Here is a 20,742-nt window from a genome sequence, read left to right as displayed (position 1 = left end):
AATTTGCTATCAGTTTAAACTCTTCTAGAGTTAGAATGCAGTCGATACAAATAATAAGGAAGTTGGCTATGAATCTGCACACTTGCACTATAGTGCTAAAAGATAATCTCACCCTAACGTATGACAACGTCGAACAGAGCCTGAACGTCATTGAACAGCATGGCCAGTCAGCAATCAATACTATATTGATTGATGCGACAGATGGTCAGACTATACGCTCTTATCACAATCTCTCGATTGAGGAGTCGATTGAAAGCCTGATGGACTTGTAATATGTAATGTCACTTCAGGAACGCTCCTTCAATCACACAAATAAGTGGACGCAACCTTCATTCATTGATTCAATTTATGTAAACAGTGGATTGAAGGAATACAAAACACATGAAATTGCTGCTGGTTGAAGATGACACTGAGATTGCTGAGTTCATACATAAAGGCTTAACAGAACAAGGCCACTCTCTTTGTCACGAACCTGATGCGAAAACCGGACTCGTTCGCGCCGCGAGTGAGTCTTTCGATGTCATCATTTTTGACCGCATGCTGCCTAGCATGGATGGCATTGACGCCATACGCGTACTCAGACAAAGCCAGGTGCATTCTCCGATTCTTATCCTTACTGCAAAAGACAGCATTGGTGATCGCGTTGCTGGCCTTGAAGCTGGTGCCGATGACTATATGGTTAAACCTTTTGCCTTCGAAGAGTTAAATGCTCGCGTCAAAGCACTAGCACGCCGCCAGCCCGTCAACCCAACCTCTACTCAGCTAACCGCTGGCCCTCTCACGCTGGATAAAATCAGCCGCAAAGTGAGTCATTCAGGTCAAGAACTCGATCTTCTGCCACGCGAGTACCAGATTCTGGAATTGCTGATGGTCAATCAAGGTGAATTGGTCACCCGGACTATGTTGCTGGAACAAGTTTGGGGCTTTCAGTTTGACCCCAACACCAGTTTGGTCCAAACCCATGTTAGCCGTCTAAGACACAAAGTCGATAAAGCCTTCAATACTGAACTGATTAAAACGGTGCGCGGAGCTGGCTATGTCCTCTCGTTCTAAGCCTGCTGTTGCCAACATTTGGCGTTCCTCTGTTTTCAGATACACACTCACTTCTTCTGCACTGTTCTTTGTTTCAGCTCTGATCCTATTAGGTATTATCGGTGGCACATTTTTATACAATACCAACCAGTTGGATAAGCAAGAGCAAAGCGATACCTATCAATGGTTGGTAGAAGAAACGACAGAAAATGGCGTAGATTGGCTGATTGAAGAGCTTGATATGGATTTCGAAGATCTCAATGACCCAGAATTTTGGCATGAGAGAATGCAACGAAATCAGTATGTGGTTTATCTTAGAGCACACGGTAAAGATTATGGTTTTACACCACTGAGCGAGTCGCCCTCTGGATGGCACTGGTACACTTTCGATGTTTCTCACTTTGATGAAGAAGATCAGCTAATTGACGCGGTGTATGAGATCAGAACACTGCAACACAAGCTCAACAGTGATTTTGTTCTGGTGGTCGGAGCCAGCACCAGCTTAGATTACCGATCGATTCTCGAAACTATGTCTGAAGGGTTAATTTGGGTCTGTGTGACGGCGTTGCCGTTATCCGTATTGATCGCTTATCTACTCAGTCGAAAAGTATACCAACGCCTTGATGATCTCTCAGACAATCTGGAGACCATTAGCAGCACCCATCACACTGAGCGGTTGCCTGTCTCCACAAGTACAGATGAATTCGATCGTTTGTCTGAAAACATTAATCAAATGCTGGAGAGGATAGAGCACCTCAATACCAATATCGAAGACGTTACGGTCGGTATCGCACATGATTTAAAAACGCCACTGACTCGACTCGCGAATCAATTACAGCTGATGCAGATGGACAGTGACGGGGCTGAACAACACATAGAAAAAGCCCAATCGCAAGTCGCCGCTATGTTAAAAACCTTTAACAGCTTACTCCGCCTGAGTGAGATTGACTCGGGCAAGCGCAAATCTCATTTTACCGATATCAACCTTTCTGAGTTGATTGAAAATCTCGTCGACAGTTATCAACCGGTTTTTGAGGATCATAATCTACAACTCACCAGTGCCATTGTGCCCGCAATCAGCGTTTCGGGTGATGCAGAATTACTCAATCAGATGATGATCAATTTGTTCGAAAACAACGTAAAGTACAGCAAAAACAACGGTCAGGTCTGGGTACACCTTCAACCTTCAGAATCGGGAGTGGTCCTCCAGCTAGGTGATAACGGCCCGGGCATCGCTGATCAACACAGACAGCGGATCTTTGAACGTTTTTATACCGCTGACCTCAGCCGCAGCGACGCCAGCAATGGGTTGGGACTCAGTTTGGTGCAAAGTATCGCTCATCTTCATGGTGCCTCCATCACTCTATTGCCTGACACGCCAGGGACAGTATTTAACATCCAATTTTCCACTAACCATACAAATTTGTATGGTTAGTGCCTGAGATATGTAAACCAAAGTCATACACCAGATACTTATACTCCTTTCTGGCCTCATGGAAAGGAGTATTCGCCCGTGTCGAAGTTTTACCCAATCTCGACGTTAATAGTGATTAGCGCTTTGTTCACTGTAACCAGCCACAGCGCGCAAGGTGAACAAGCTGCAAGCTCAATCATGTCCTCTGTGGATCAAAATCAAGCCTATTGGCAATGTCAAACCGATCAAATTTCTCAATCAGTGAGTTTTTTAAATCAAGTAACGTTTGGTGCAAAGCGCCAAGATATCAACGCGTTATGCAAGAAAAGCCAATCGCAGTGGTTCATCAATCAACTCAATACTCAGCCTAGCTATTTGATGCCTCACGTTCAACTGGCGATTGCTCATGCTGATCATGGTGAAGAACTCAATGCTTTCGTTTTGGAATCTCCCACCTTCGGCTTCTGGACTAACGCGATCACGGCGAATGATCAGCTTCGCCAGAGAATGGCCTTTGCACTGTCCGAAATTTTTGTCGTTTCAACAAAAGGTGGGGAAGTACTGGCAGAAACTCCGACAGCCATTGCAAGCTATGAAGATTTATTAATCAAGCATGCCTTTGGCAATTTTCGCCAGTTGCTGAGTGACATCACCTATTCTGCAACCATGGGCTACTACTTAACTTATATGGGCAGCAAGAAAGCAGACGTGGCAACAGGTCGAATGCCAGATGAAAACTATGCCCGAGAGCTACTGCAATTGTTCACGATTGGCGTCACACTCCTCAATCAAGATGGTAGCGAAAAGATCAACAATCAGGGGAAAGCGATAGAAGCCTACAGCAATCTGGATATTACGGGTTTAGCCAAGGTGTTTACCGGCTTTGATCTCAATGTTCCTTCTCACTTTGATGAAGAAGAGCGCTTTGAAGCATGGATGGACGCTGCTCCAAAACCAATGACCATTCGTCGTCAATACCACTCTAGCGAGGAGAAACACTTTCTTGGCTATACCATAGCGGCCAACACGTCAGCTGAACAATCGGTACAACAAGCTCTTGATCATATCTTTCATCACCCCAATGTCGCCCCCTTTTTCAGTACTCAGCTCATTAAACGTTTTACCACCAGTAATCCTTCCACCCACTATGTCAAACGAGTGGCGGATACCTTTGACGCTGGCTGGTATATGTTACCGGATGGACAAATCGTTGGTAGTCGACAACGAGGCGATCTGAAAGCGACCTTAGCAGCTGTGCTTTTTGATACCGAAGCCCAACGACCAGTCTCACTGCATCACGGAAAAATTAGAGAGCCATTGTTGGCGTTTACCCAGTGGGCACGAGCGTTTGAGATTAGACAAGTCACCCCACAATTTAAACTCGACCTCTGGTCAACGGAAGGCGTTGAGGCCCTCTCACAGCATCCGTATCGCTCACCTTCTGTGTTCAATTTTTTCCGCCCAGGGTACGTGCCTCCGGGCAGTAAGAGTGCGGAAATGGGTCTCACTGCACCGGAAATGCAGCTTATCAATGCATCCAGCTTGTCTGGTTACAGCAATTTCCTCACTCACTTTATTTTCAATAACTTAATGGAAGAAGATATTGATGACGAACAAGCATCACTGGCAGAGGAAGGAAAACAGGTCAGTCGGGCGCAAATTAAGCAAAGCTTTCGCGCCTATTACACTCATGAATATCAGCTTGCTAGCCAGCCTAACCTCTTGGTCTCACACCTTGACCTACTTCTGACAGGCCATCGCTTGTCGGACGAGACCAAGCGTTCGATCGCAACGGCCATTGACTACTTGGAAGAGGAAGAAGATCGATTGATGCGCGTACAACTTGCAATCTTGATGGTCATGACCTCACCAGACTACTTGTTTCAACGATAGGGAAGATTAGATGATGAATCGGAGAAAATTTCTAAAAGGCAGTCTGGCTACAGCCGCAGTGACACCTTGTATGACTTCCTTCGCCAGCCTGCTAACATCTCTGGGCAGCTCTGTAGCAAAAGCCGATACAACTGGCGACTACAAAGCCCTAGTGTGCGTTTTCCTCTACGGCGGCATGGATAACCACGATGTGGTCATCCCATATGACAAGCAAAACTATAACCATTGGGCGAGCATTCGTCGTGCTTTGATGAGCCCGACAACAAGACGTTCGAGAAACGATCTCCTGCCACTTAGCAATGTCCAAGGCAGCCAGCAGTTTGCTCTACCACCTGAGTTGTCTGAACTTCACGCCTTGTATGAGCGAGGCAATGCAGCGATCATGGCCAACGTAGGCCCTTTGATACAACCGACTGATGCCACCCGTTTCGCTAAGGTTCCTGATCTTCAACCCGCAAGGCTATTTTCCCACAATGATCAGCAATCAACTTGGATGTCCGGTTCACCAGAAGGTGCCCGCTATGGCTGGGGAGGGCGTATGAGTGATGCCTTGATTCAGTTAGGTTCAACACCCAACACGCCGTTCAATAACATCTCTACAGATGCCGGAGAGTTAATGCTCACTGGCATCAAAAGTTACCCGTATCGGGTTGAGGGTGGTCAAGCAATACAACCCGAGCTGATAGAAGAAACGGACGACGAATTGCGAGCGCATTTGATCCAACATTTTCGCTCTGCCAATTTCACTTCGGCCAACCCGATCCAACAAGATCTGGCCAGCAAAATGACCCAGTCTTTTGATGCCAACCAAAGCTACAACCGCGCCACGCGAGATATCCAACTTAGTACTCATTTTCCCGATACCGAGCTGGGCACTCAGCTACAGAGTGTCGCCAACACTATGGCAGCCAGACATCAATTGGGGGTATCTCGGCAACTGTTCTCTGTTGGACTTGGTGGATTTGATACTCACTCTAATCAAGCAACAACCCTACCCCAACTGCAACAACAATTGAGTAAAGCGATCACCGCGTTCTATGCTGCTTTACAGGAACTCGGATTGGAAAAACAAGTCACGCTGTTTACGGCATCTGATTTTGGTCGGACACTTGCCGTCAACGATGATGGCACCGATCATGGCTGGGGTGGCCATCATTTTGTTGTCGGTGGTGCCGTTCAGGGCAGACAAATTTTAGGTACGGTTCCTCCTCCAACACTTGGCCACGGCCAGGATGCAGGAAACGGCCGGCTGATCCCAACGACGTCGGTTGACCAGTACGCTGCCGCATTCGGAAGTTGGTTGGGCGTATCGGAAAATATCCTGTCCGAGATCTTCCCTAACCTGAAAAACTTCCCAACACTAAATGGGATGTTTACGAGCTAACGTTCCCAATAAAGCGCATGCTGCAAGCAGTAACGGTTAATAAGGCTGTGATTGAAGCATATGTCAGTCAACACAGCCGCTTTATTCGCATTTCTTGCCACGAGATCAAGCCGCTCGTGATGAGTGCATTGGTTAAACGAAACCTCAAAATAATCCGCTTTATCGATGCAACAAAGTCATTCAAAAATTTCGAATGTCTCGCTCGAAGAGAGTGGATTTTTTCTCGCCGTGCTTGAACCTAAACTCAATAGCAACAGACACCAGGGCTCGATTGAATCCAGCCTGACTAGACGAGAAACATGATTATGACTAATACACTTGTTGTTAAATCCAGCATTCTGGGCCCTCACTCTCAATCAAACCAATTGATCGATCAGGCGCTTGAAGGCAAATCAAACCTTATTCAACGCGATCTGGCCGCAACGCCTTTACCGGTACTTGATATGAATGTTGCAACCGCACTGCGCAGCGACGGTAATGATCTGTCAGATGAGCTTAAAGCAATACTGGAGATCTCTAACCAGTTGATTGACGAACTCAAAGCCGCAGATACCCTTGTCATCGGTGCACCTATGTACAATTTCATGGTACCGACTCAGCTAAAAAACTGGTTCGATCTGATTGCTCGTGCTGGCGTGACCTTCTCTTACACCGAGACTGGCCCTGTGGGTTTAATCGAGAACAAGAGAGTGATTGTTGTGACCACTCGTGGTGGTCTACACAAAGATTCTCCACGCAACTCGATCGAAAGCTATCTGACCACAATGCTGGGGTTCATTGGCATTACCGATGTTGAGTTTGTCTACGCTGAAGCACTTAACATGGGCGAAGATACCGCAGCCATAGCACGTGAAGATGCACTGAAGCAATTGACTGAGTTGGTGTAACTCATTAACCATAAAGCCCTCAACTGAGGGCTTTGTCTATTCATCGATCGGCAAATCCGCCATTTGTTGTAATGAGTACGCCGTGATCGGGTCAATGTCTTTCACCAATTTCTCTACCTGCCCAATCGCTTCGACCGAAGAGCTCGCTTTACGGTAACTTAGGTAGATAGGTCGGTACCAATCCTCAACACCCGCTACTTTAAACAGTTGACCACTGGCAATAAAGGGCTCAACTAATGAGATAGGTAAGTAAGCACTTCCTCCCTTTTCAAGAATGAAATCCATTGCAATCCGCGCGGTTGACGTTCTCAAATAAGGGGCTGGAATTTTAGGATGTCGCTCAGCATGTTCAGATGCAAACTTGGTTCCCCAATCGACGTAAACATACTTATCTTCAAATACACTGTCTAACGTTTGCTCTTGTGTTGAGACCAGAACCAAAACGATATCGGCGACCTTTTTACAGTGCAATTCATCCGCTTTAATCTGGTCAAACGCAAACGCCATATCCAGTGTTCTCTCTTGCAAGCAGCGATTCAGAGCCTCTCGCCCCATCACTTCAGCCATAAAGCCGTAACCACCAAACGAATCCGTGACAATACTCAGGCAGTTTTGCAAGTAGGCATCCCAGACATTTGGGGTTCCCCCCATCGTTAGTTGCAACCCCTTGCCACTTTCCAATGACAGCTCTAGCTTTGCTTGTTGCAAGGTTGCGACCATCACTTCGGCATAGCTCACCAAACGTTCACCAGAGGACGTCAGTTTGATGTTGTTCCTATCACGAATAAACAACTGAGTATCAAAATAGCTTTCCAGTTGCTTGATCCGTGCACTCACCGCTGCCTGAGTAATGTATAGGTTCTCGGCTGCACGTCCGAAGTGACGCACATTGGCCAGTTCTAAAAATGTTTTAAAGACTTTGACGTCCATCGAAATACCTCAGTTCAGAGAATGAAAGGTTAGTATTCATCGGTTTCACTTTGTTTTCCATTCAACAAACTGTTACCTAACCTTCATAAAAGTGTTTAATTGAGACGATAAAAAGGTTTTGTTTTTCTTTTGTTAAATTTACGCCTACTTTTCGTTTTAGTTCAACCAAGTAGGTTTATAGAGGCTACCACAATGTCTGACACTCTATTTCGTCACGGCAAAAAACGTTTTTATGACAACACAAAGTTCCCACGAGGATTTGCTAAGTCTGGAGATTTTACGCTTGCAGAAGAGGAAATCCTAACGCTTTATGGGGATACGATGCAGGGTTTGGAAATGGGAACTCTGGAACCAGAAAACGCCGAGGAAAAGCACTTTATTAAGGTGATAGAAAACCCTGGTAAAGCCAAATCCAAACTAGAGCGAGTCTGGCTCAAGTACGTACAGTTAGCGCGTGGTCGTAAGCGTTTCCACACTCTCAATGGTCGCAGTAAGCCAGACGCCACTGAAGACTATTCTGAAGATGTCAGCCTAGCTGAAGAAGACTAACAGTCGAGGCATCTCAACTGGCGGCCAATAATTATTGGCCGCCTTTCATGCTCCAATAGAGCCTTGCATCAATAGAATGCCTCGCATTGCGAGTCCTCTGACTTGTTATGCACGTAGCCATTTATACATAACATAACTATCAACCAAACCCAGAAGGGCATGTTTATAAGCGTGTGGTATGGTGCCGATGATACGGAACCCTAGTTTCTGCCAAAGCTTCACGGCGACTTCATTTGTCGAAACGACGCTGTTAAATTGCATTGCGTCAAAACCTAGCTCCAACGCCATTTCCTGAGAGTGTTCGCACATAAGGCGAGCAATGCCCTTACCTCTCGCTTGACTTGAAACCATGTACCCACAATTACATATATGACTGCTTGGACCCATTGCATTTTGTTTGATGTAATACGTGCCCAGAACGACGTCATTCTCTACGAACGCAAAGGCTTTTAATGGCGTTTCACACCAGAGGATAAATGCCTGTTCTAGCGTCATATCTGGGTCGAAAGCGTAGGTCTCTTGAGCCTGAATCACCGCTGAAAATGTTGGCCAAAATTGCTCAAAGTCTGCTTTTTTGATTTCCCTAATCATCAATTTTCTCCTAGAACATATCGCCAGCTCCAACCGCAGCACAACGGTTTCAGTGAACAGTCATTGCCAATACTAAACGCTGGCTTATTGCTGATGGACGTTTCAAACTTCAGTAGAATCAATAATCACCGTGGTTTGAGATTCACGCATCACCTTTTTAATTAAAGCTTCCACGTCACTTCTAGAATCGAACATATCACTTGAAGCCAAAATATCCCCTCGATATAACTTGTCACTCATGCTCAACTTAAAATAAAAACACTCTTCACCTTCCATTTCCAATACATAGAAATTCAGTTCAGCACTACCAAATTGTCTAATCTGATCAATCCTTGTCGCCGCGTCTTCTTTATTAGGGATAAGCCCAACCAACAAGGTCTCACCGCCTAATTTCAACGACACATTGTACCCATCACCATAACTCGGCGTTGATATTTCATATCGAGATTTAACTTCATTCTTATTCATTATAATTCCTCAATAAGTTAACTATTTTGATAATATATTCGTTTGTGCAGGGAGCTAGACAACCAATGAGGTTACGAAAGCACTCTCGCTGAATAACCATACAGCGGCCAAAGACCGAAATTTAAACTAATCCAAATACGCTAAGTATTGAATAACAACTGCAATGGCTTGTTGTATTAATGTTGACTTTGGGCCGCTAACCAAGACTTAAGCAGTAATGCTCTGTGTTTAATCATTGGACTTATAGCTTGATCTGCATCCCCTGCTCTCATTGCGATGTACATAGTACCAGATTTGTTTTTATATCTTTGATCCAGTAAAAAGCTATTAAACTCAATCACCGTATCCCTCGTTTTTAACCATGATAACTGGCTATTTTTCAAACGCTCTTTGCCATCTACGCTTAAGCTTCTATAAAGGCGTCGATAATAGTTGTTCAGTTCCCGATCCCAAACTTCGTAACGGATAAAACATCTCACCGAAAGGGAGCCACCATAGCTATGATCTAAACAATCTTGTACATAGGTATCAATATATTGTTCAAATTCACCAACAGATGAAAATTCACTTAGGGTTAAAAAATTCTCTACTGACTTTTCTTCAAATGACTGAGCGTAGGGTGAAAATGGAAACATCAGTAAAGGAACAAGTAGCTTAAATAGCTTCATATTTAACTTTCCTTGATTAACATATCGCCTTTCTAGCGTATACCGCCTTATTTAAATCGTAAGCACTCAGACTGATATAAACCAAAACTGCTAAGTGTTAAGAGACGACTTAAATTTGGGGCGAGTTTTTACACTCTACTTTCGCCCGGGCTCATGCCTCTCGTAATGGGGTAATTCCGCACTTAGGTCTTCCCAGTTCGCTTTTGATGTCACAAAATTGTGAGAGATAGGGCGTTCTGCTATTTCACTATCTAGTGCCCCTAAACGGAGACGATATAACTCAGGAGATTTAGCGTTTGAACTATAGATAGGGGCGCCACACGCTTTACAAAAGTACTTTCGCTTCCCTTCGCTGCTCTCATAAAAGGTAAGCGTCTCACCACTGTCTGTTAACTTCAGATCCTGAGCATTAATGAAACCATTCGTCGCGTAAGCACTTCCGCTTGCTTTGCGACACAACGAGCAATGACAGTGAATAATATCCGTTACATTACCATCAAGTTCAAATTGGATTGAACCGCACAAACAACTTCCCTTATACATCTGTTTTCCTTAGTGAGTTTTTGGGCTGAGCACCCAACGCGCGTGGGGTACGAACGTTGCCTTTAATGCGCTTATACTTCAGCTCATTGCTTTTTTGAACGCGGGTAAATCAGAGAGATAGTCTAACCAGCTCACTTTTGACTCATCATAAATATTGACCTCTGGTTTAAGTTCCTGCGGAGACTCCGTATCGAGACTACCTAAATGCAGAATGTTTAAACCGGCGTATCTTGGGTTTGAATTGAAAATTGGAGTACCACATTGCCCACAGAAATGTTTACGCGCATTCTCTGTGACATCACAAGAGACCAAATTGCCACTAATCAGGTCAAAATCAGTCGTCAATACAGCAACATAAGTTGAGAATGCTGCACCATTCATTTTTCGACACAATGTACAGTGACAATTTACAATGCGCTTAAAATCACCTGTTACTCTAAACTGAACCGACTTACATTGGCAACTTCCTAACATCATAATATTCCTCATAAAATCAAAACATTATAGCGATTAACGCCGCGTTAAGTAGTGACCAGCATCTAGCTCTGTTCTAAAACCTTATAGAATCTAGATTAGGGACACACACCAAAATAGCTAGATTAGTAGATTAGGGACACACACCAAAAAAACTGGTTTGCAGCGTTCCTGAGTTCAGTTATATCGCCAGCAAAAAGCCAGCTTCTCTTATCGGTGTGGTTCCACTCACCAAAGACAGACCCTATAAAAGCAAGCAACCTATCCTGGGCAAGCGCACACAAGTACGAACGTTTTTTTATACAGCTACTGACTCTCTGAGAGCCTCAGATAGGTCCCATTAAAGGAGACATTTAACCCGCCACAACCATTGTCTTTGCTCACTACTAGTGTCTCTTGATCTAATAAAATGCGGAGAGTACAGCCGTCAGCGTCATAGTCTATTTGATTGCCTTTTAACGTTGCGACACCGTCGATTTCTCCAAAATTTACAAGACCGGAGGAAGAGTCACCGACCCAAACTGATGTCCCTGATAGTTCATATGTGTTCGAATCCACCTTAGTTAAATCAATAAAGGCTGTGTCAGTATCCAATTGGTCATTGTGATATCGCTCATAATGCCCCTCAAAACTAGGGACGCTGGCTGCAGATGCAAACGAAGAAACAAGCAACATACTTAGTGCAATGCAAACTGTTTTCAAGTTCAAATTCTCCTCTAAATTCAGCAGTTAAATTCAGGACACACACCACAATTCTCCACAAGTCTATGATGCCACACCTCCTTGTTGATACCCAATCAACGCGAGATAAGGCTTTGCTCTGGCTTAAGCGTTTTCACGATGCCGTCTCGCTGACTATCGCTCAATGGAAACCAACGGTTCTTCTGGATCTGCGGTTCAGACAGTACCTCAAGCAGCACATCTGGGCTCAGTTTCGCCTTCCCATGCGCCACCAGCTCAATCGGTTGTGCACACAAAGACTGCAAACGACAAATACATTGATCGACATCTTGGGTAAAACATAAATTATACGCATTTTGGTTCTGCATCTTGATTAAACAAAGATCGGGAGTGCTAGGAGATGGGGAACAGTGCTCAGTGAAGCGGTTGAGTTGTGCTTGTCTAATAAACGCTTCGAGCCAGCTATATTTGGACGCTTGTTTAGGGTCAGCACCATTGAGCAGCGTCGATAAATCACGCATATGGGAGCGAATCGATTCAGGCTCGGTGTGAATGCGATAGCAAATAGAATTGAGGACTTTCAGAACATGATCAGCTGTGAGCTTTGGCATGGTAACCTCCAACAGGAAAACATTTCCATCACCACACAGAGACCCCATAATAAAGGGTGGTGAACTGAACAAGGTTGAACCTACCGCAACACTCAGAAACGGCCAGCCGAAGCTGCCTCGCCCAGCCCACCGTAATACCGCGTCGAATTGCGCAAAAAGCAAGCAATTCGAGTTTCGACGGATGTGCCGAAGCTCACATAGCGATAGGCAACCTTTCAATTGCCAACTATGTGTTGAGTGTTTTTTTGCAGGGGTTCAATCCTGGCACTGGATTTTGCCAGTGCTTTTGCAGGATATCGCTGGGGTTCAGAAGAGTCAACGCTTTCAGCGCGCAGGCCGATTAACTGTTCAGAAATCAGTACTTTGTTAGATTTGATAGATTGACACTATAGATTCAGGACACACACCGATAGATTCGGGCGATAGATTCGGGACACACACCAAAATGACGAATCGCTTCATGGCAAAACGAAAAAGCCTGACTGCGATTGAATCGAAGTCAGGCCTTACAAGCCACTTAACCGAGTTGTCCCACTTGATGGATCACTTCAATTTCGTGGCCTTCCGTATCATTGCTACATTACTTTGCGAGTGTGGCGACTTTCTTGAGGAAGGAGTCACGCAGATGCTCCTGATCGTAATCCAAATGATAGGTATTGTGGAAGCCGATCTTAAGCTCAACGCCGTTACCACGTAAATACACACTGTACCCATCGTAGTCGGAGAAGGCTTCTATCCCTTCATACATCTTGCCATATTCAGTCGGCGTCCCGTTCGACATCACCGTCTCATACGCGTGAAGTATCTTGGTCGGGTCGAGTTCATTTTTCATCACTTGCACTCCGTATTTATACCCCTTAAGTATGAGTAGCACGTCTCTTTTTCGCCATAACAGACTTTGAGCGAAGTCAAAAGTTGAGCAATTATTCTTTCACTGTCTAGCCTGCAACAAATCATCAGTTAGATGAATTATTTGTAATGTTCAGGTTAGAAGGGGTTAAGGTCTGCAACGTAATCTTGTTTCGGTCTACACAACATCCACTACCTAACAAGGATTACATTATGTTCAAATCATCCATTGCTTTCATTTGTCTTTCACTCACCATGATCACGCCAGCGATGGCGAACGAGATTCAACACGGTCCTGCGGTCAGCGCAGTCGAAGCATTGCAGCAAATCAAACGTGAACACCCAGCTAAGTATGAGTACATCGCTTTAGCGGTCGATGAAAATGGCAAAGACCAATACGTGGCTCAGGTCGAGGAAAGCAACCCGCCGAAGCTTGTCAAACTCGATGGCCAAGGCGGTGCGAGTCAGGTGGTCGACACCCGCTCCGCCAAATACAACCTGCTGGACGTTCTGACCTTTGTAGAGAACAACTTTCGTGGACAGATTGGCGAAGCGTTTAAAGAATATCAGCCGGTCGGTGTCGTTTATCAAGTGATGATCATGGACAAAGCTTACGCTGAGGAAGCAACGATGCTCCAAATCGACGCCAACACACTCAAAGTCACTTCTATTAGCCCAGAGTCTTGGGATGACATGGAAATGTATGACGAGCATGTCGAAATGCATAACATGGCAGAACTATAATTTAAGATTATTTGATCATCAGCGTATATTAAGTCGATGATATCTCAAGCCCTGACCACCGTCAGGGCAAAGCAGTGAGTGAACCCATAGATGAAACTATTACTCGTTGAAGACAATCAGGAACAGGCCGATTTTTTGCGTCAAAGCTTTACCCAAAGTGGTCATCAGATCGACGTGGTTGAAAATGGCAAGCTGGGCCTGATCAGTGTCATGCAGTCTGACTACGATGTCATCATCACCGACCGCATGATGCCGGAAGTGGATGGCTTACAAATGGTGAAAGCGATTCGTTCCAGCGGTAAAGAGACACCTATCCTCATTCTCAGCGCCTTGGACAGTGTTGAAGAACGAGTTAACGGGCTACGCAATGGCTGCGACGATTATCTGGTGAAGCCGTTCGCTTTTTCAGAGCTACTGGCTAGAGTTGAGCTACTTGCGATAAGAGCAGGAGCGACGACTGACAAATCCGATCGCAGGGTGTTAGTGATCGACGATTTGGAGCTGGATTTGTTATCCCGTCAGGCAAAACGTGGCAACACAGAAATAAGCTTTAACAATCGAGAATTTCAGATCCTCCAGTACTTGATGAGCAATGCAGGGAGAGTCATCACCCGAACCATGTTACTGGAAAAAGTCTGGAGCTTCAGTTTTGACCCGCAAACCAATGTCATCGATGTTCATATCAGTCGATTGAGAAAGAAAATCGACCTTGATGGCCACACTCCCCTACTCCATACCGTGCGTGGCGCGGGTTATATTCTTCAGGTAAAAAACGATGTTCCTGACTGATCCGTTTAAAAAGTTCCTCTCTTTTTATGGCGTTCTGGTGATGGCCGGAATTCTGAGCATTCTGTTTGCCAAAAAAGAACTCAGCAGCTGGGTGCTCGATGTGGGGGCCTATCCTTTGCTGGAGTCAGAAGCTCGAATGGTCGAAGACCTCTGGTATGACGAAGGGCAATCGATCGTGCTGAAAGAGCTGATTCGACAGGAAGGTAACCCCCTGTTTTATTATCAACTTGGTCCTATCGTCAGCAATAAACAACTCAGCGACGTGCTCGGTGAAGAGTTCTTTCCACAAGATTGGGAGCTGGCTGCAGGTGAAGCCTCTCTACTTGATGAGCTCGGCATGATTGCACATGATGATCAAGACGCCGACGCACTTTCATTATCTGAGGTACGTTTTGGAATCACCTTCAGCGGCTTAGACGATGCAGAAGCCGAACATAAAATGCTCGAACTGCTGCGAAGTAACCCCGATGTTGAGCAGCCTGCACTTGCTCATCCGATCAATAATGACACGACCATCATGCTACTGCTACCTAGCCAATCACAATGGCAAGTGATGTATATCTCACTCAATTTGGACTACTTCGACTCTTTTACCAACACGATCAACTTACTATTGATGAGCATAGGGGCCGTTCTGGTGGTGGGTTATCTGGTCACCATGCTGATGCTACGTAATATCAAAGCACGCTTGACCGACATCAATGCCACCAGCCAAAAAATTCAACAGACCAACAGCCTTAAACAACGGATTGAAATTGATCAACTTAGTGGCCCACTCGCAGAAACCAGCCAACAGATTAACTTGATGCTAGATAGCATTGAAGAGCAGGTCAATACCACACGCGAGCAAGCAAATAACATTGCCCATGATTTACGTACTCCGATCACCGCGGTGTACAACAAAGTGCAAAGGTTAGCGGCTGAAAACCCTCAGTTGATTGATTTGGAAATCACACTCGGAAAGCTGGTTCACACCTTTAATACACTGCTGCGAATCAACCGCCTTGAACGAGGTAGTGAAACACTCGACATCCAGACCAATCATATCAGCACCGTCATCAATAGTGTCCAAGAGCTTTATGAGCCGGTTATGGAAGAAAAACAACTCGACCTGACGCTAAACCTAGGGCCCGATTTACAAGTTATGGCAAACGATGAGCTGCTGTTTCAGGTGATTTGCAATCTTATCGATAACGCTGCCAAGTTCTCACCAGTAGAAGGATGCATTGAAATCACTACGTATGCCGACAATGATCACATCATCTTATCCATTGCTGATCAGGGTGGCGGTGTGGAAGCGCAAAGCTTAACTAAGCTCGGGCAAAAGTTCTTCAGACAGGAAGCGAGTCGCTCAACAGAGGGCAATGGATTAGGGCTAAGTTTCGTCACCAGCGCCATAGCAAAAATGTCTGGTGACGTTAAGTTCTGTAACTCGACTCTCTACCGCCAAAAGGGCTTAAAAGTGGACGTTAGGTTGAAGAGGGCAAAATAATTAAGAAATAATTGATAGATTATAGATTCTATAGATTCGGGACACACACCAATAGATTCCAAGATTCTAGATTCGGGACACACCAATAGATTTGGGACACACAATAGATTTGGGACACACACCTTACTGCAACTAACCATAAACAGGCCCACTACCAGTCACCTAGTGCCCATATTCTAGGTGGCAGGTATTCTTATTCACTTATGCTGAAACATAGCTAAGTCGAAAACAGGTGGCTCTTGATTGAGCATTGCTAGGCTAGGGCCTTCGCCTTTAATTAACCACAAAGGTAAGAATGGTGATTTAATATCCACGACTTGCCCTTTCTGTTGGTAAATAACACGTAAAAATGCCAGTATATGAATATGCAATCGTGCATAATGATCATTAAGCTCAAGGGAATCTTCTCCTTTACATTCTCCAGGCTCTGGTGCAATTTCGCTAAAGTAATCGTAGTTAGCTTGCATCGCGGCTTGAACGATGTCCTCCAACGATTCCTGCTGAGCACCCCATAAATAACCGACCAGCTGAAAAAGCGGTATCTTCATAAACCAAGCATAAGTTTCAGCCAATTCCGTATCAATTGATGTAATTACACCTGGCTGAGCCAGAGCATTATAGCGGTTGAAAACGTCACTTTTTACTTGAGTATCCTGCTCTCGGCCAAAAAACGTTTTAACTAGGTCGACAAAATGAACCGTTGTTTTAACGGGCGAAATGCTGCCCACGTTTAGAAAGTTCTCTGTAGGGTAAGCCAATAAATCTGCCAGGGCTGGTTTATCGCCGACCAACTCAGCAAGACAGACGGCATTTAACCATAGAGCATTACGTGTATAGTGTGACTTTTCTTCGCTGGTAGCGCGGCGAGTCTTACCAAACAGTTCAAAAGTGACTTGCTTACCCGGCAGACGCTCCATATTAAAGTGCGCACGGTAGGCATTAACCGCCTCTTTCAGTAGCCACTTTACTTGGTGATGTGCGCAACCAAAGATTTCACATTGAACTGCATACCCAACCAACTTGTAGGCAACACGCTCCATAACAAAAGGGTATCGTTCATTGCCTAATGAATTAAACGTCTCTATACGGCGATGTACTTGAACTATCAGGTCCTGAGGGCGACCTTCTAGCGCGCCAGACTCTTTTAATCGTTCTGGAAAATAATGTTGGGAAAAATCGTACATAGACATGCTGTTGTTCCTAAGTTTGCTCGTAACACGTTTAGCTGTTGCAAAACCAACTAAGCGTTTTATTTTACAAAACGCCGCATGCTACTTTTTACTGAACAATCTTCAATCCATTCTGGTCAGAGCTAAGACATGAATCACATAAGTCAGAGCATTCACTAACTTTATACAATCAAGGAGATAAATCACTGCCTCTTATTATCGAGAGGCAGTGATTTTTAAGGGAAAAGCCTAGCCAAGATACGCTCAAGGCTTTAAGAGAGGTACTTCGTTGACTTATGCCCAGAATGTCATGGCGATAAAGGTCAGTACGACAATACACGCGATATTGAGGATCAGGCCAACACGCATCATTTCGCTTTGCTTAACGTGACCCGAGCCAAATACAATAGCATTGGGCGGAGTAGCAACGGGCAGCATAAAGGCACAAGAGGCCGCCACGGCGATCAATACCGAAAGCACCACAGGCGACAATCCGAACGCTTCTGCCACGCTGGCGAATACGGGGATAAGCAGCGCCGCACTGGCGGTGTTGCTAGCAAACTCTGTCAGAAAGACCACAAATACAGCAATCACCGCAACAATAAAGAAGATGCCTAGGTGTGAAATCAATTCACTCAAACCGTTGGCTAAGAATACGCTAGTGCCGGTTGCCTTCAGTACGTTGCTAAGACAGATACCGCCACCAAACAACAACAGTACTCCCCAGTCTGCCGTCTTCTCGATATCTTTCCAATGCACTACTCGAGCAAAGTTAACCGCGACAATCGCACCCAAAGCGACAACCGTGTCGAACTTAGCGTAACCACCAATCAACGCATTGATTGGCTTACTGAAAATCCACAGGCAAACCGTTACGGCAAAAATACCTAAGGTGACAATTTTACCTTTATCCCAGTTGACTGGAGCATCGTTAAGTTCAAATTGGCCGTTCAGGTCTGGCTTCAGTACCAAGAACAAGACTGCGACAGCGATAGGCAGCAAGATGATGGCAGTCGGCAGGCCAAAGCGCATCCAATCTGTAAAACTCAGCCCCACTTCGGCCGCTGCAATAGCATTCGGTGGGCTGCCAACGATGGTCGCGATACCGCCGATACTGGCGCTGTAAGCGATTCCGAGTAGGACAAATACATAAGTTTTGTGACCACTTTCGGAATTGACTTTACTCAAGACACCGAGCACTAGCGGCAACATCATCGCTGTGGTCGCCGTATTACTGATCCACATGGACAACGCAGCCGTCACACCAAACAGCATAAAGACGGCAACGCTCATCTTGCCTTTAGCTATGATCAACACTTTATCAGCAATGACTTTATCTAGCCCCTGACGATGCATCGCCGCAGCTAATGCAAAACCACCAAGGAACAAGAAGATGATGGAATTGGCAAAATTATTTAGGGCCGTTTGAGTATCAAACACACCAAATAAAACCGCCATAACGGGCACCAGAATAGCGGTAACGGTAACGTGCAACGCTTCAGTCAGCCAAAGAATGGCAACAAACGTTAGCATGCTAAGACCAAGCACGACCTGAGGTTCGAAGGGCAGTGTCAGGTAAAGCGTTGCAAATAAGACAATATTGGCGAGAACAATCAGACTGTTGCGGTTTAACAGCCACTCCCGGGTATTTGTGGGCAATGGAACACTATCATTTCTATTCATTATTATATTTCCTCATGAGGGCCAGATGGCAATGCAAATGGTCCCACAGATATGCATGAGGAAATACTTTTCATTTCTAAATTGTTAACCATATCAAAAACATGGTTAAGGTTTTTAACATAATGAAATAAAAGGAGTTTTATTTATAACCAATTTGTCTACTACGCAATCAACTCATCAAAACTTTGCATGACTTGAGCGCATTTCATTACTCTCCCATGCCCTTGCCCCTGAGTCGCCACCAAGGTGACATTATCCATCTCCTGCGCCGCTTTCTGCGATACAGAGAACTTGGTAAATTTGTCTCCTTCGTCATGCACTATGATGGTTTTCGATTGACGTAACTTGAGCTTGCTGTAAGGGTCAATCGACTGAATTGGATAGCGGTATTGCTCTTCCACTTCCGACACCACCGCACTGAACAAACGCACCGAGTAGCCAGAACGGGCGACACTGCCAAACAGGTTATCCAGGTAGTCCAATACCGGAGCAATAAGCAGTAATGGCTTGTCGACCAGTTTCTGATGGTGACACTCAATCGCCGAAGCGGTACCCATACTGTGCCCCGCTAAACCCGCCACTTCATCCACGCTATCAAGAATTGCCTCCAAGCCATGAACAAACGCCGGAATATGCCCGTACAAGCCACCACTTTCACCATGCCCGGGATGATCGTAAGCCAGTGCGGTGTATCCCTGCGACGCAATATGTTCCATCAGTGGAAAAAATTGGCTCGCCGTACCAGACCAGCCGTGAGTCAGTACCCAAACTGGGCCCTGACCAAGTTGATATGTTTTAAGTGGTCCTTCTTTAGATTGGACTTCACCTATAACTAAACCTTGAGGTTGAGCATTTTTTGGCTTGGTTCTCGCAGGTGTTAATAGAAGTTTACGCGCCGTTTGCTTTGCATGACTTGGTGCCAATGTGTGGTGTAAGCGTGTCGTCAGGTTAACCAAACTCTTCTTAACACTAAACTTGTTCGAGGTATTAAAATAAATCTTCTCACTCATGGTCGTTATCCTTTTCGGGTCCGCCTTACAAAAGCGAACGACCGTGCTATTTTTAGTTAAATTATTGGCTGAGCCTAAACTCAGCCTGCAAATGCTTATTTCCAGCTTGTTATCATGCGTTCAACGCCTTGCCAGAAATGTTGATAGCTCTCCTGCTCCCCGTGTATTGAATAAAACAGGTGAGCACTTAAATACAAGCCATACAATTCAAAAGTGGCCTGTTTGGGTTCAAGATCCTGATGAAATTCACCATTTTCGACCCCTTTCGCCACTTGAATTCGCAAGTATTCTATCCAAGTTGCGATGGTTTTTTTCAGCGCTTTCTGCGTTAGATTCGTTTCTGAGTTGGTTTCTTTCCATGCATCCAAAAACATGCAACTGCCCTGAAAAGAATGATTCCAGCCCAGCCAGTTATCCAACAGGGTCCGAATCTTCTGCTCTTGGCTACGGGCACTTTGCTCTCTCGCTGGCGTAATCACCCGTTGGGTAAAAATCAGGTTCGCATGCTCCAAAACCGCGATCTGTAAGTTATCTTTGGAGTTAAAATGGGCAAACAAACCACTTTTAGACATCCCACATTGCTTAGCTAATTCACCGATCGTCAGGCTTTCCAGCCCATTTTCACTCGCCAGTTCAAATGCCTTACTCAAGATATTGTCTCGGGTTACTTTACCTTTGCTCATCTTACTCTCACTTATTTATTCTTATTATTTTTAGCACGTTCGTACTTTTTTGCAATCGATAAGTAGCTATAAATTCTAAATTCAGGACACACACCAAAAGGACTAAATAAGTATGATTTCCCCCTTTTCGAGGGACTGATTACAAACTCTTATTGGAATGATTGCTACCTTCTCAGTATTCGACAAGGAGACACATTG

23 protein-coding genes are annotated in these 20,742 nt (G+C 45.1%); 10 read left to right on the top strand and 13 right to left on the bottom strand.

Features of this window, described 5'->3' with window-relative positions; all coding sequences use genetic code 11:
* Window positions 1-68: 68 nt before the first annotated feature.
* The 6 genes from TW84_RS03575 to TW84_RS03545 all read left to right on the top strand — a co-directional run bounded on the left by TW84_RS03575 (window position 69) and on the right by TW84_RS03545 (window position 6,610).
* The gene (locus TW84_RS03575; RefSeq protein WP_045974309.1) at window positions 69-272 is read left to right on the top strand and encodes a hypothetical protein; all 204 of its coding nucleotides are present in this window, start codon (window positions 69-71) and stop codon (window positions 270-272) included.
* A gap of 109 nt (window positions 273-381) precedes the next feature.
* Window positions 382-1,053, top strand: a complete 672-nt coding sequence (locus TW84_RS03570; RefSeq protein WP_045974308.1) for a response regulator transcription factor — start codon at window positions 382-384, stop codon at window positions 1,051-1,053.
* Window positions 1,037-2,467, top strand: coding sequence for a sensor histidine kinase (locus TW84_RS03565; RefSeq protein WP_045974307.1), 1,431 nt, complete (start codon window positions 1,037-1,039; stop codon window positions 2,465-2,467). Before TW84_RS03570 ends, TW84_RS03565 begins: the two co-directional genes overlap by 17 nt.
* Window positions 2,468-2,545: 78 nt before the next feature.
* Window positions 2,546-4,339 (top strand): DUF1800 domain-containing protein, encoded by a 1,794-nt coding sequence (locus TW84_RS03560; protein WP_045974306.1) that lies wholly within the window; start codon window positions 2,546-2,548, stop codon window positions 4,337-4,339.
* 10 nt (window positions 4,340-4,349) lie between these two features.
* On the top strand, window positions 4,350-5,723 hold the full coding sequence (locus TW84_RS03555; protein WP_205622458.1) for a DUF1501 domain-containing protein: 1,374 nt from the start codon (window positions 4,350-4,352) through the stop codon (window positions 5,721-5,723).
* A 305-nt stretch (window positions 5,724-6,028) separates the two neighbouring features.
* A complete protein-coding gene (locus TW84_RS03545) occupies window positions 6,029-6,610 on the top strand; it encodes an FMN-dependent NADH-azoreductase (RefSeq protein WP_045974354.1) in 582 nt (193 codons plus the stop codon).
* Window positions 6,611-6,646: 36 nt separating this feature from the next.
* Here TW84_RS03545 and TW84_RS03540 read toward each other — a convergent pair whose 3' ends face one another.
* Entirely contained in the window at window positions 6,647-7,540 is an 894-nt protein-coding gene (locus TW84_RS03540; protein ID WP_045974304.1) for a LysR family transcriptional regulator, read from the bottom strand.
* Window positions 7,541-7,732: 192 nt separating this feature from the next.
* Here TW84_RS03540 and TW84_RS03535 point away from each other — a divergent pair, with 192 nt between their 5' ends.
* On the top strand, window positions 7,733-8,089 hold the full coding sequence (locus tag TW84_RS03535; protein ID WP_045974303.1) for a MaoP family protein: 357 nt from the start codon (window positions 7,733-7,735) through the stop codon (window positions 8,087-8,089).
* A 105-nt stretch (window positions 8,090-8,194) separates the two neighbouring features.
* Here TW84_RS03535 and TW84_RS03530 read toward each other — a convergent pair whose 3' ends face one another.
* The 8 genes from TW84_RS03530 to TW84_RS03495 form a co-directional block, all read right to left on the bottom strand.
* A complete protein-coding gene (locus TW84_RS03530) occupies window positions 8,195-8,680 on the bottom strand; it encodes a GNAT family N-acetyltransferase (RefSeq protein ID WP_045974302.1) in 486 nt (161 codons plus the stop codon).
* Between the two features lie 102 nt (window positions 8,681-8,782).
* Complete coding sequence (locus TW84_RS03525; RefSeq protein ID WP_045974301.1) at window positions 8,783-9,148, bottom strand: hypothetical protein; 366 nt, start codon at window positions 9,146-9,148, stop codon at window positions 8,783-8,785.
* Window positions 9,149-9,324: 176 nt separating this feature from the next.
* The gene (locus TW84_RS03520) at window positions 9,325-9,816 is read right to left on the bottom strand and encodes a lysozyme inhibitor LprI family protein (RefSeq protein ID WP_045974300.1); all 492 of its coding nucleotides are present in this window, start codon (window positions 9,814-9,816) and stop codon (window positions 9,325-9,327) included.
* A gap of 135 nt (window positions 9,817-9,951) precedes the next feature.
* The gene (locus TW84_RS03515) at window positions 9,952-10,359 is read right to left on the bottom strand and encodes a GFA family protein (protein ID WP_045974299.1); all 408 of its coding nucleotides are present in this window, start codon (window positions 10,357-10,359) and stop codon (window positions 9,952-9,954) included.
* Window positions 10,360-10,437: 78 nt separating this feature from the next.
* A complete protein-coding gene (locus TW84_RS03510) occupies window positions 10,438-10,836 on the bottom strand; it encodes a GFA family protein (RefSeq protein ID WP_045974298.1) in 399 nt (132 codons plus the stop codon).
* A 303-nt stretch (window positions 10,837-11,139) separates the two neighbouring features.
* Window positions 11,140-11,535 (bottom strand): hypothetical protein, encoded by a 396-nt coding sequence (locus TW84_RS03505; protein ID WP_052707878.1) that lies wholly within the window; start codon window positions 11,533-11,535, stop codon window positions 11,140-11,142.
* Window positions 11,536-11,630: 95 nt separating this feature from the next.
* On the bottom strand, window positions 11,631-12,125 hold the full coding sequence (locus tag TW84_RS23710) for a hypothetical protein (RefSeq protein WP_052707877.1): 495 nt from the start codon (window positions 12,123-12,125) through the stop codon (window positions 11,631-11,633).
* A 580-nt stretch (window positions 12,126-12,705) separates the two neighbouring features.
* A complete protein-coding gene (locus tag TW84_RS03495; RefSeq protein WP_045974297.1) occupies window positions 12,706-12,957 on the bottom strand; it encodes a DUF3081 domain-containing protein in 252 nt (83 codons plus the stop codon).
* A 230-nt stretch (window positions 12,958-13,187) separates the two neighbouring features.
* Here TW84_RS03495 and TW84_RS03490 point away from each other — a divergent pair, with 230 nt between their 5' ends.
* From TW84_RS03490 to TW84_RS03480, 3 genes are all read left to right on the top strand, one after another.
* Window positions 13,188-13,718 carry a hypothetical protein gene (locus TW84_RS03490; protein ID WP_045974296.1) on the top strand — a complete coding sequence of 177 codons (531 nt, stop codon included), beginning with the start codon at window positions 13,188-13,190 and terminating at the stop codon, window positions 13,716-13,718.
* Between the two features lie 90 nt (window positions 13,719-13,808).
* On the top strand, window positions 13,809-14,507 hold the full coding sequence (locus TW84_RS03485; protein WP_045974295.1) for a winged helix-turn-helix domain-containing protein: 699 nt from the start codon (window positions 13,809-13,811) through the stop codon (window positions 14,505-14,507).
* Window positions 14,494-15,999, top strand: a complete 1,506-nt coding sequence (locus TW84_RS03480; RefSeq protein ID WP_045974294.1) for a sensor histidine kinase — start codon at window positions 14,494-14,496, stop codon at window positions 15,997-15,999. The genes TW84_RS03485 and TW84_RS03480 overlap by 14 nt, the downstream gene beginning before the upstream one ends.
* A gap of 197 nt (window positions 16,000-16,196) precedes the next feature.
* On the opposite strand, the gene TW84_RS03475 is transcribed toward TW84_RS03480, so the two are convergent.
* From TW84_RS03475 to TW84_RS03460, 4 genes are all read right to left on the bottom strand, one after another.
* Window positions 16,197-17,189 (bottom strand): Imm49 family immunity protein, encoded by a 993-nt coding sequence (locus tag TW84_RS03475; protein WP_240478136.1) that lies wholly within the window; start codon window positions 17,187-17,189, stop codon window positions 16,197-16,199.
* Window positions 17,190-17,462: 273 nt separating this feature from the next.
* Window positions 17,463-18,851, bottom strand: coding sequence for an SLC13 family permease (locus tag TW84_RS03470; protein WP_045974293.1), 1,389 nt, complete (start codon window positions 18,849-18,851; stop codon window positions 17,463-17,465).
* 161 nt (window positions 18,852-19,012) lie between these two features.
* Entirely contained in the window at window positions 19,013-19,861 is an 849-nt protein-coding gene (locus TW84_RS03465; RefSeq protein WP_045974292.1) for an alpha/beta fold hydrolase, read from the bottom strand.
* Window positions 19,862-19,956: 95 nt separating this feature from the next.
* On the bottom strand, window positions 19,957-20,544 hold the full coding sequence (locus TW84_RS03460; RefSeq protein WP_045974291.1) for a TetR/AcrR family transcriptional regulator: 588 nt from the start codon (window positions 20,542-20,544) through the stop codon (window positions 19,957-19,959).
* Between the last annotated feature and the right edge of the window lie 198 nt (window positions 20,545-20,742).

The organism is Vibrio neptunius (assembly GCF_000967495.1).
Lineage (GTDB): Bacteria > Pseudomonadota > Gammaproteobacteria > Enterobacterales > Vibrionaceae > Vibrio > Vibrio neptunius.
The sequence above is the reverse complement of the archived record's forward strand: the minus strand, read 5'-3'. Positions and strand labels throughout refer to the sequence as shown.

What these genes read in the sequence shown, in the direction of transcription:
- TW84_RS03575 (WP_045974309.1), top strand. Translation starts at nt 69, where the DNA reads ATGAATCTGCACACTTGCACTATAGTGCTAAAAGATAATCTCACCCTA.
- TW84_RS03570 (WP_045974308.1), top strand. Translation starts at nt 382, where the DNA reads ATGAAATTGCTGCTGGTTGAAGATGACACTGAGATTGCTGAGTTCATA.
- TW84_RS03565 (WP_045974307.1), top strand. Translation starts at nt 1,037, where the DNA reads ATGTCCTCTCGTTCTAAGCCTGCTGTTGCCAACATTTGGCGTTCCTCT.
- TW84_RS03555 (WP_205622458.1), top strand. Translation starts at nt 4,350, where the DNA reads ATGATGAATCGGAGAAAATTTCTAAAAGGCAGTCTGGCTACAGCCGCA.
- TW84_RS03545 (WP_045974354.1), top strand. Translation starts at nt 6,029, where the DNA reads ATGACTAATACACTTGTTGTTAAATCCAGCATTCTGGGCCCTCACTCT.
- TW84_RS03540 (WP_045974304.1), bottom strand. Translation starts at nt 7,540, where the DNA reads ATGGACGTCAAAGTCTTTAAAACATTTTTAGAACTGGCCAATGTGCGT.
- TW84_RS03535 (WP_045974303.1), top strand. Translation starts at nt 7,733, where the DNA reads ATGTCTGACACTCTATTTCGTCACGGCAAAAAACGTTTTTATGACAAC.
- TW84_RS03530 (WP_045974302.1), bottom strand. Translation starts at nt 8,680, where the DNA reads ATGATTAGGGAAATCAAAAAAGCAGACTTTGAGCAATTTTGGCCAACA.
- TW84_RS03525 (WP_045974301.1), bottom strand. Translation starts at nt 9,148, where the DNA reads ATGAATAAGAATGAAGTTAAATCTCGATATGAAATATCAACGCCGAGT.
- TW84_RS03520 (WP_045974300.1), bottom strand. Translation starts at nt 9,816, where the DNA reads ATGAAGCTATTTAAGCTACTTGTTCCTTTACTGATGTTTCCATTTTCA.
- TW84_RS03515 (WP_045974299.1), bottom strand. Translation starts at nt 10,359, where the DNA reads ATGTATAAGGGAAGTTGTTTGTGCGGTTCAATCCAATTTGAACTTGAT.
- TW84_RS03510 (WP_045974298.1), bottom strand. Translation starts at nt 10,836, where the DNA reads ATGATGTTAGGAAGTTGCCAATGTAAGTCGGTTCAGTTTAGAGTAACA.
- TW84_RS23710 (WP_052707877.1), bottom strand. Translation starts at nt 12,125, where the DNA reads ATGCCAAAGCTCACAGCTGATCATGTTCTGAAAGTCCTCAATTCTATT.
- TW84_RS03495 (WP_045974297.1), bottom strand. Translation starts at nt 12,957, where the DNA reads ATGAAAAATGAACTCGACCCGACCAAGATACTTCACGCGTATGAGACG.
- TW84_RS03490 (WP_045974296.1), top strand. Translation starts at nt 13,188, where the DNA reads ATGTTCAAATCATCCATTGCTTTCATTTGTCTTTCACTCACCATGATC.
- TW84_RS03485 (WP_045974295.1), top strand. Translation starts at nt 13,809, where the DNA reads ATGAAACTATTACTCGTTGAAGACAATCAGGAACAGGCCGATTTTTTG.
- TW84_RS03480 (WP_045974294.1), top strand. Translation starts at nt 14,494, where the DNA reads ATGTTCCTGACTGATCCGTTTAAAAAGTTCCTCTCTTTTTATGGCGTT.
- TW84_RS03475 (WP_240478136.1), bottom strand. Translation starts at nt 17,189, where the DNA reads ATGTCTATGTACGATTTTTCCCAACATTATTTTCCAGAACGATTAAAA.
- TW84_RS03470 (WP_045974293.1), bottom strand. Translation starts at nt 18,851, where the DNA reads ATGAATAGAAATGATAGTGTTCCATTGCCCACAAATACCCGGGAGTGG.
- TW84_RS03465 (WP_045974292.1), bottom strand. Translation starts at nt 19,861, where the DNA reads ATGAGTGAGAAGATTTATTTTAATACCTCGAACAAGTTTAGTGTTAAG.
- TW84_RS03460 (WP_045974291.1), bottom strand. Translation starts at nt 20,544, where the DNA reads ATGAGCAAAGGTAAAGTAACCCGAGACAATATCTTGAGTAAGGCATTT.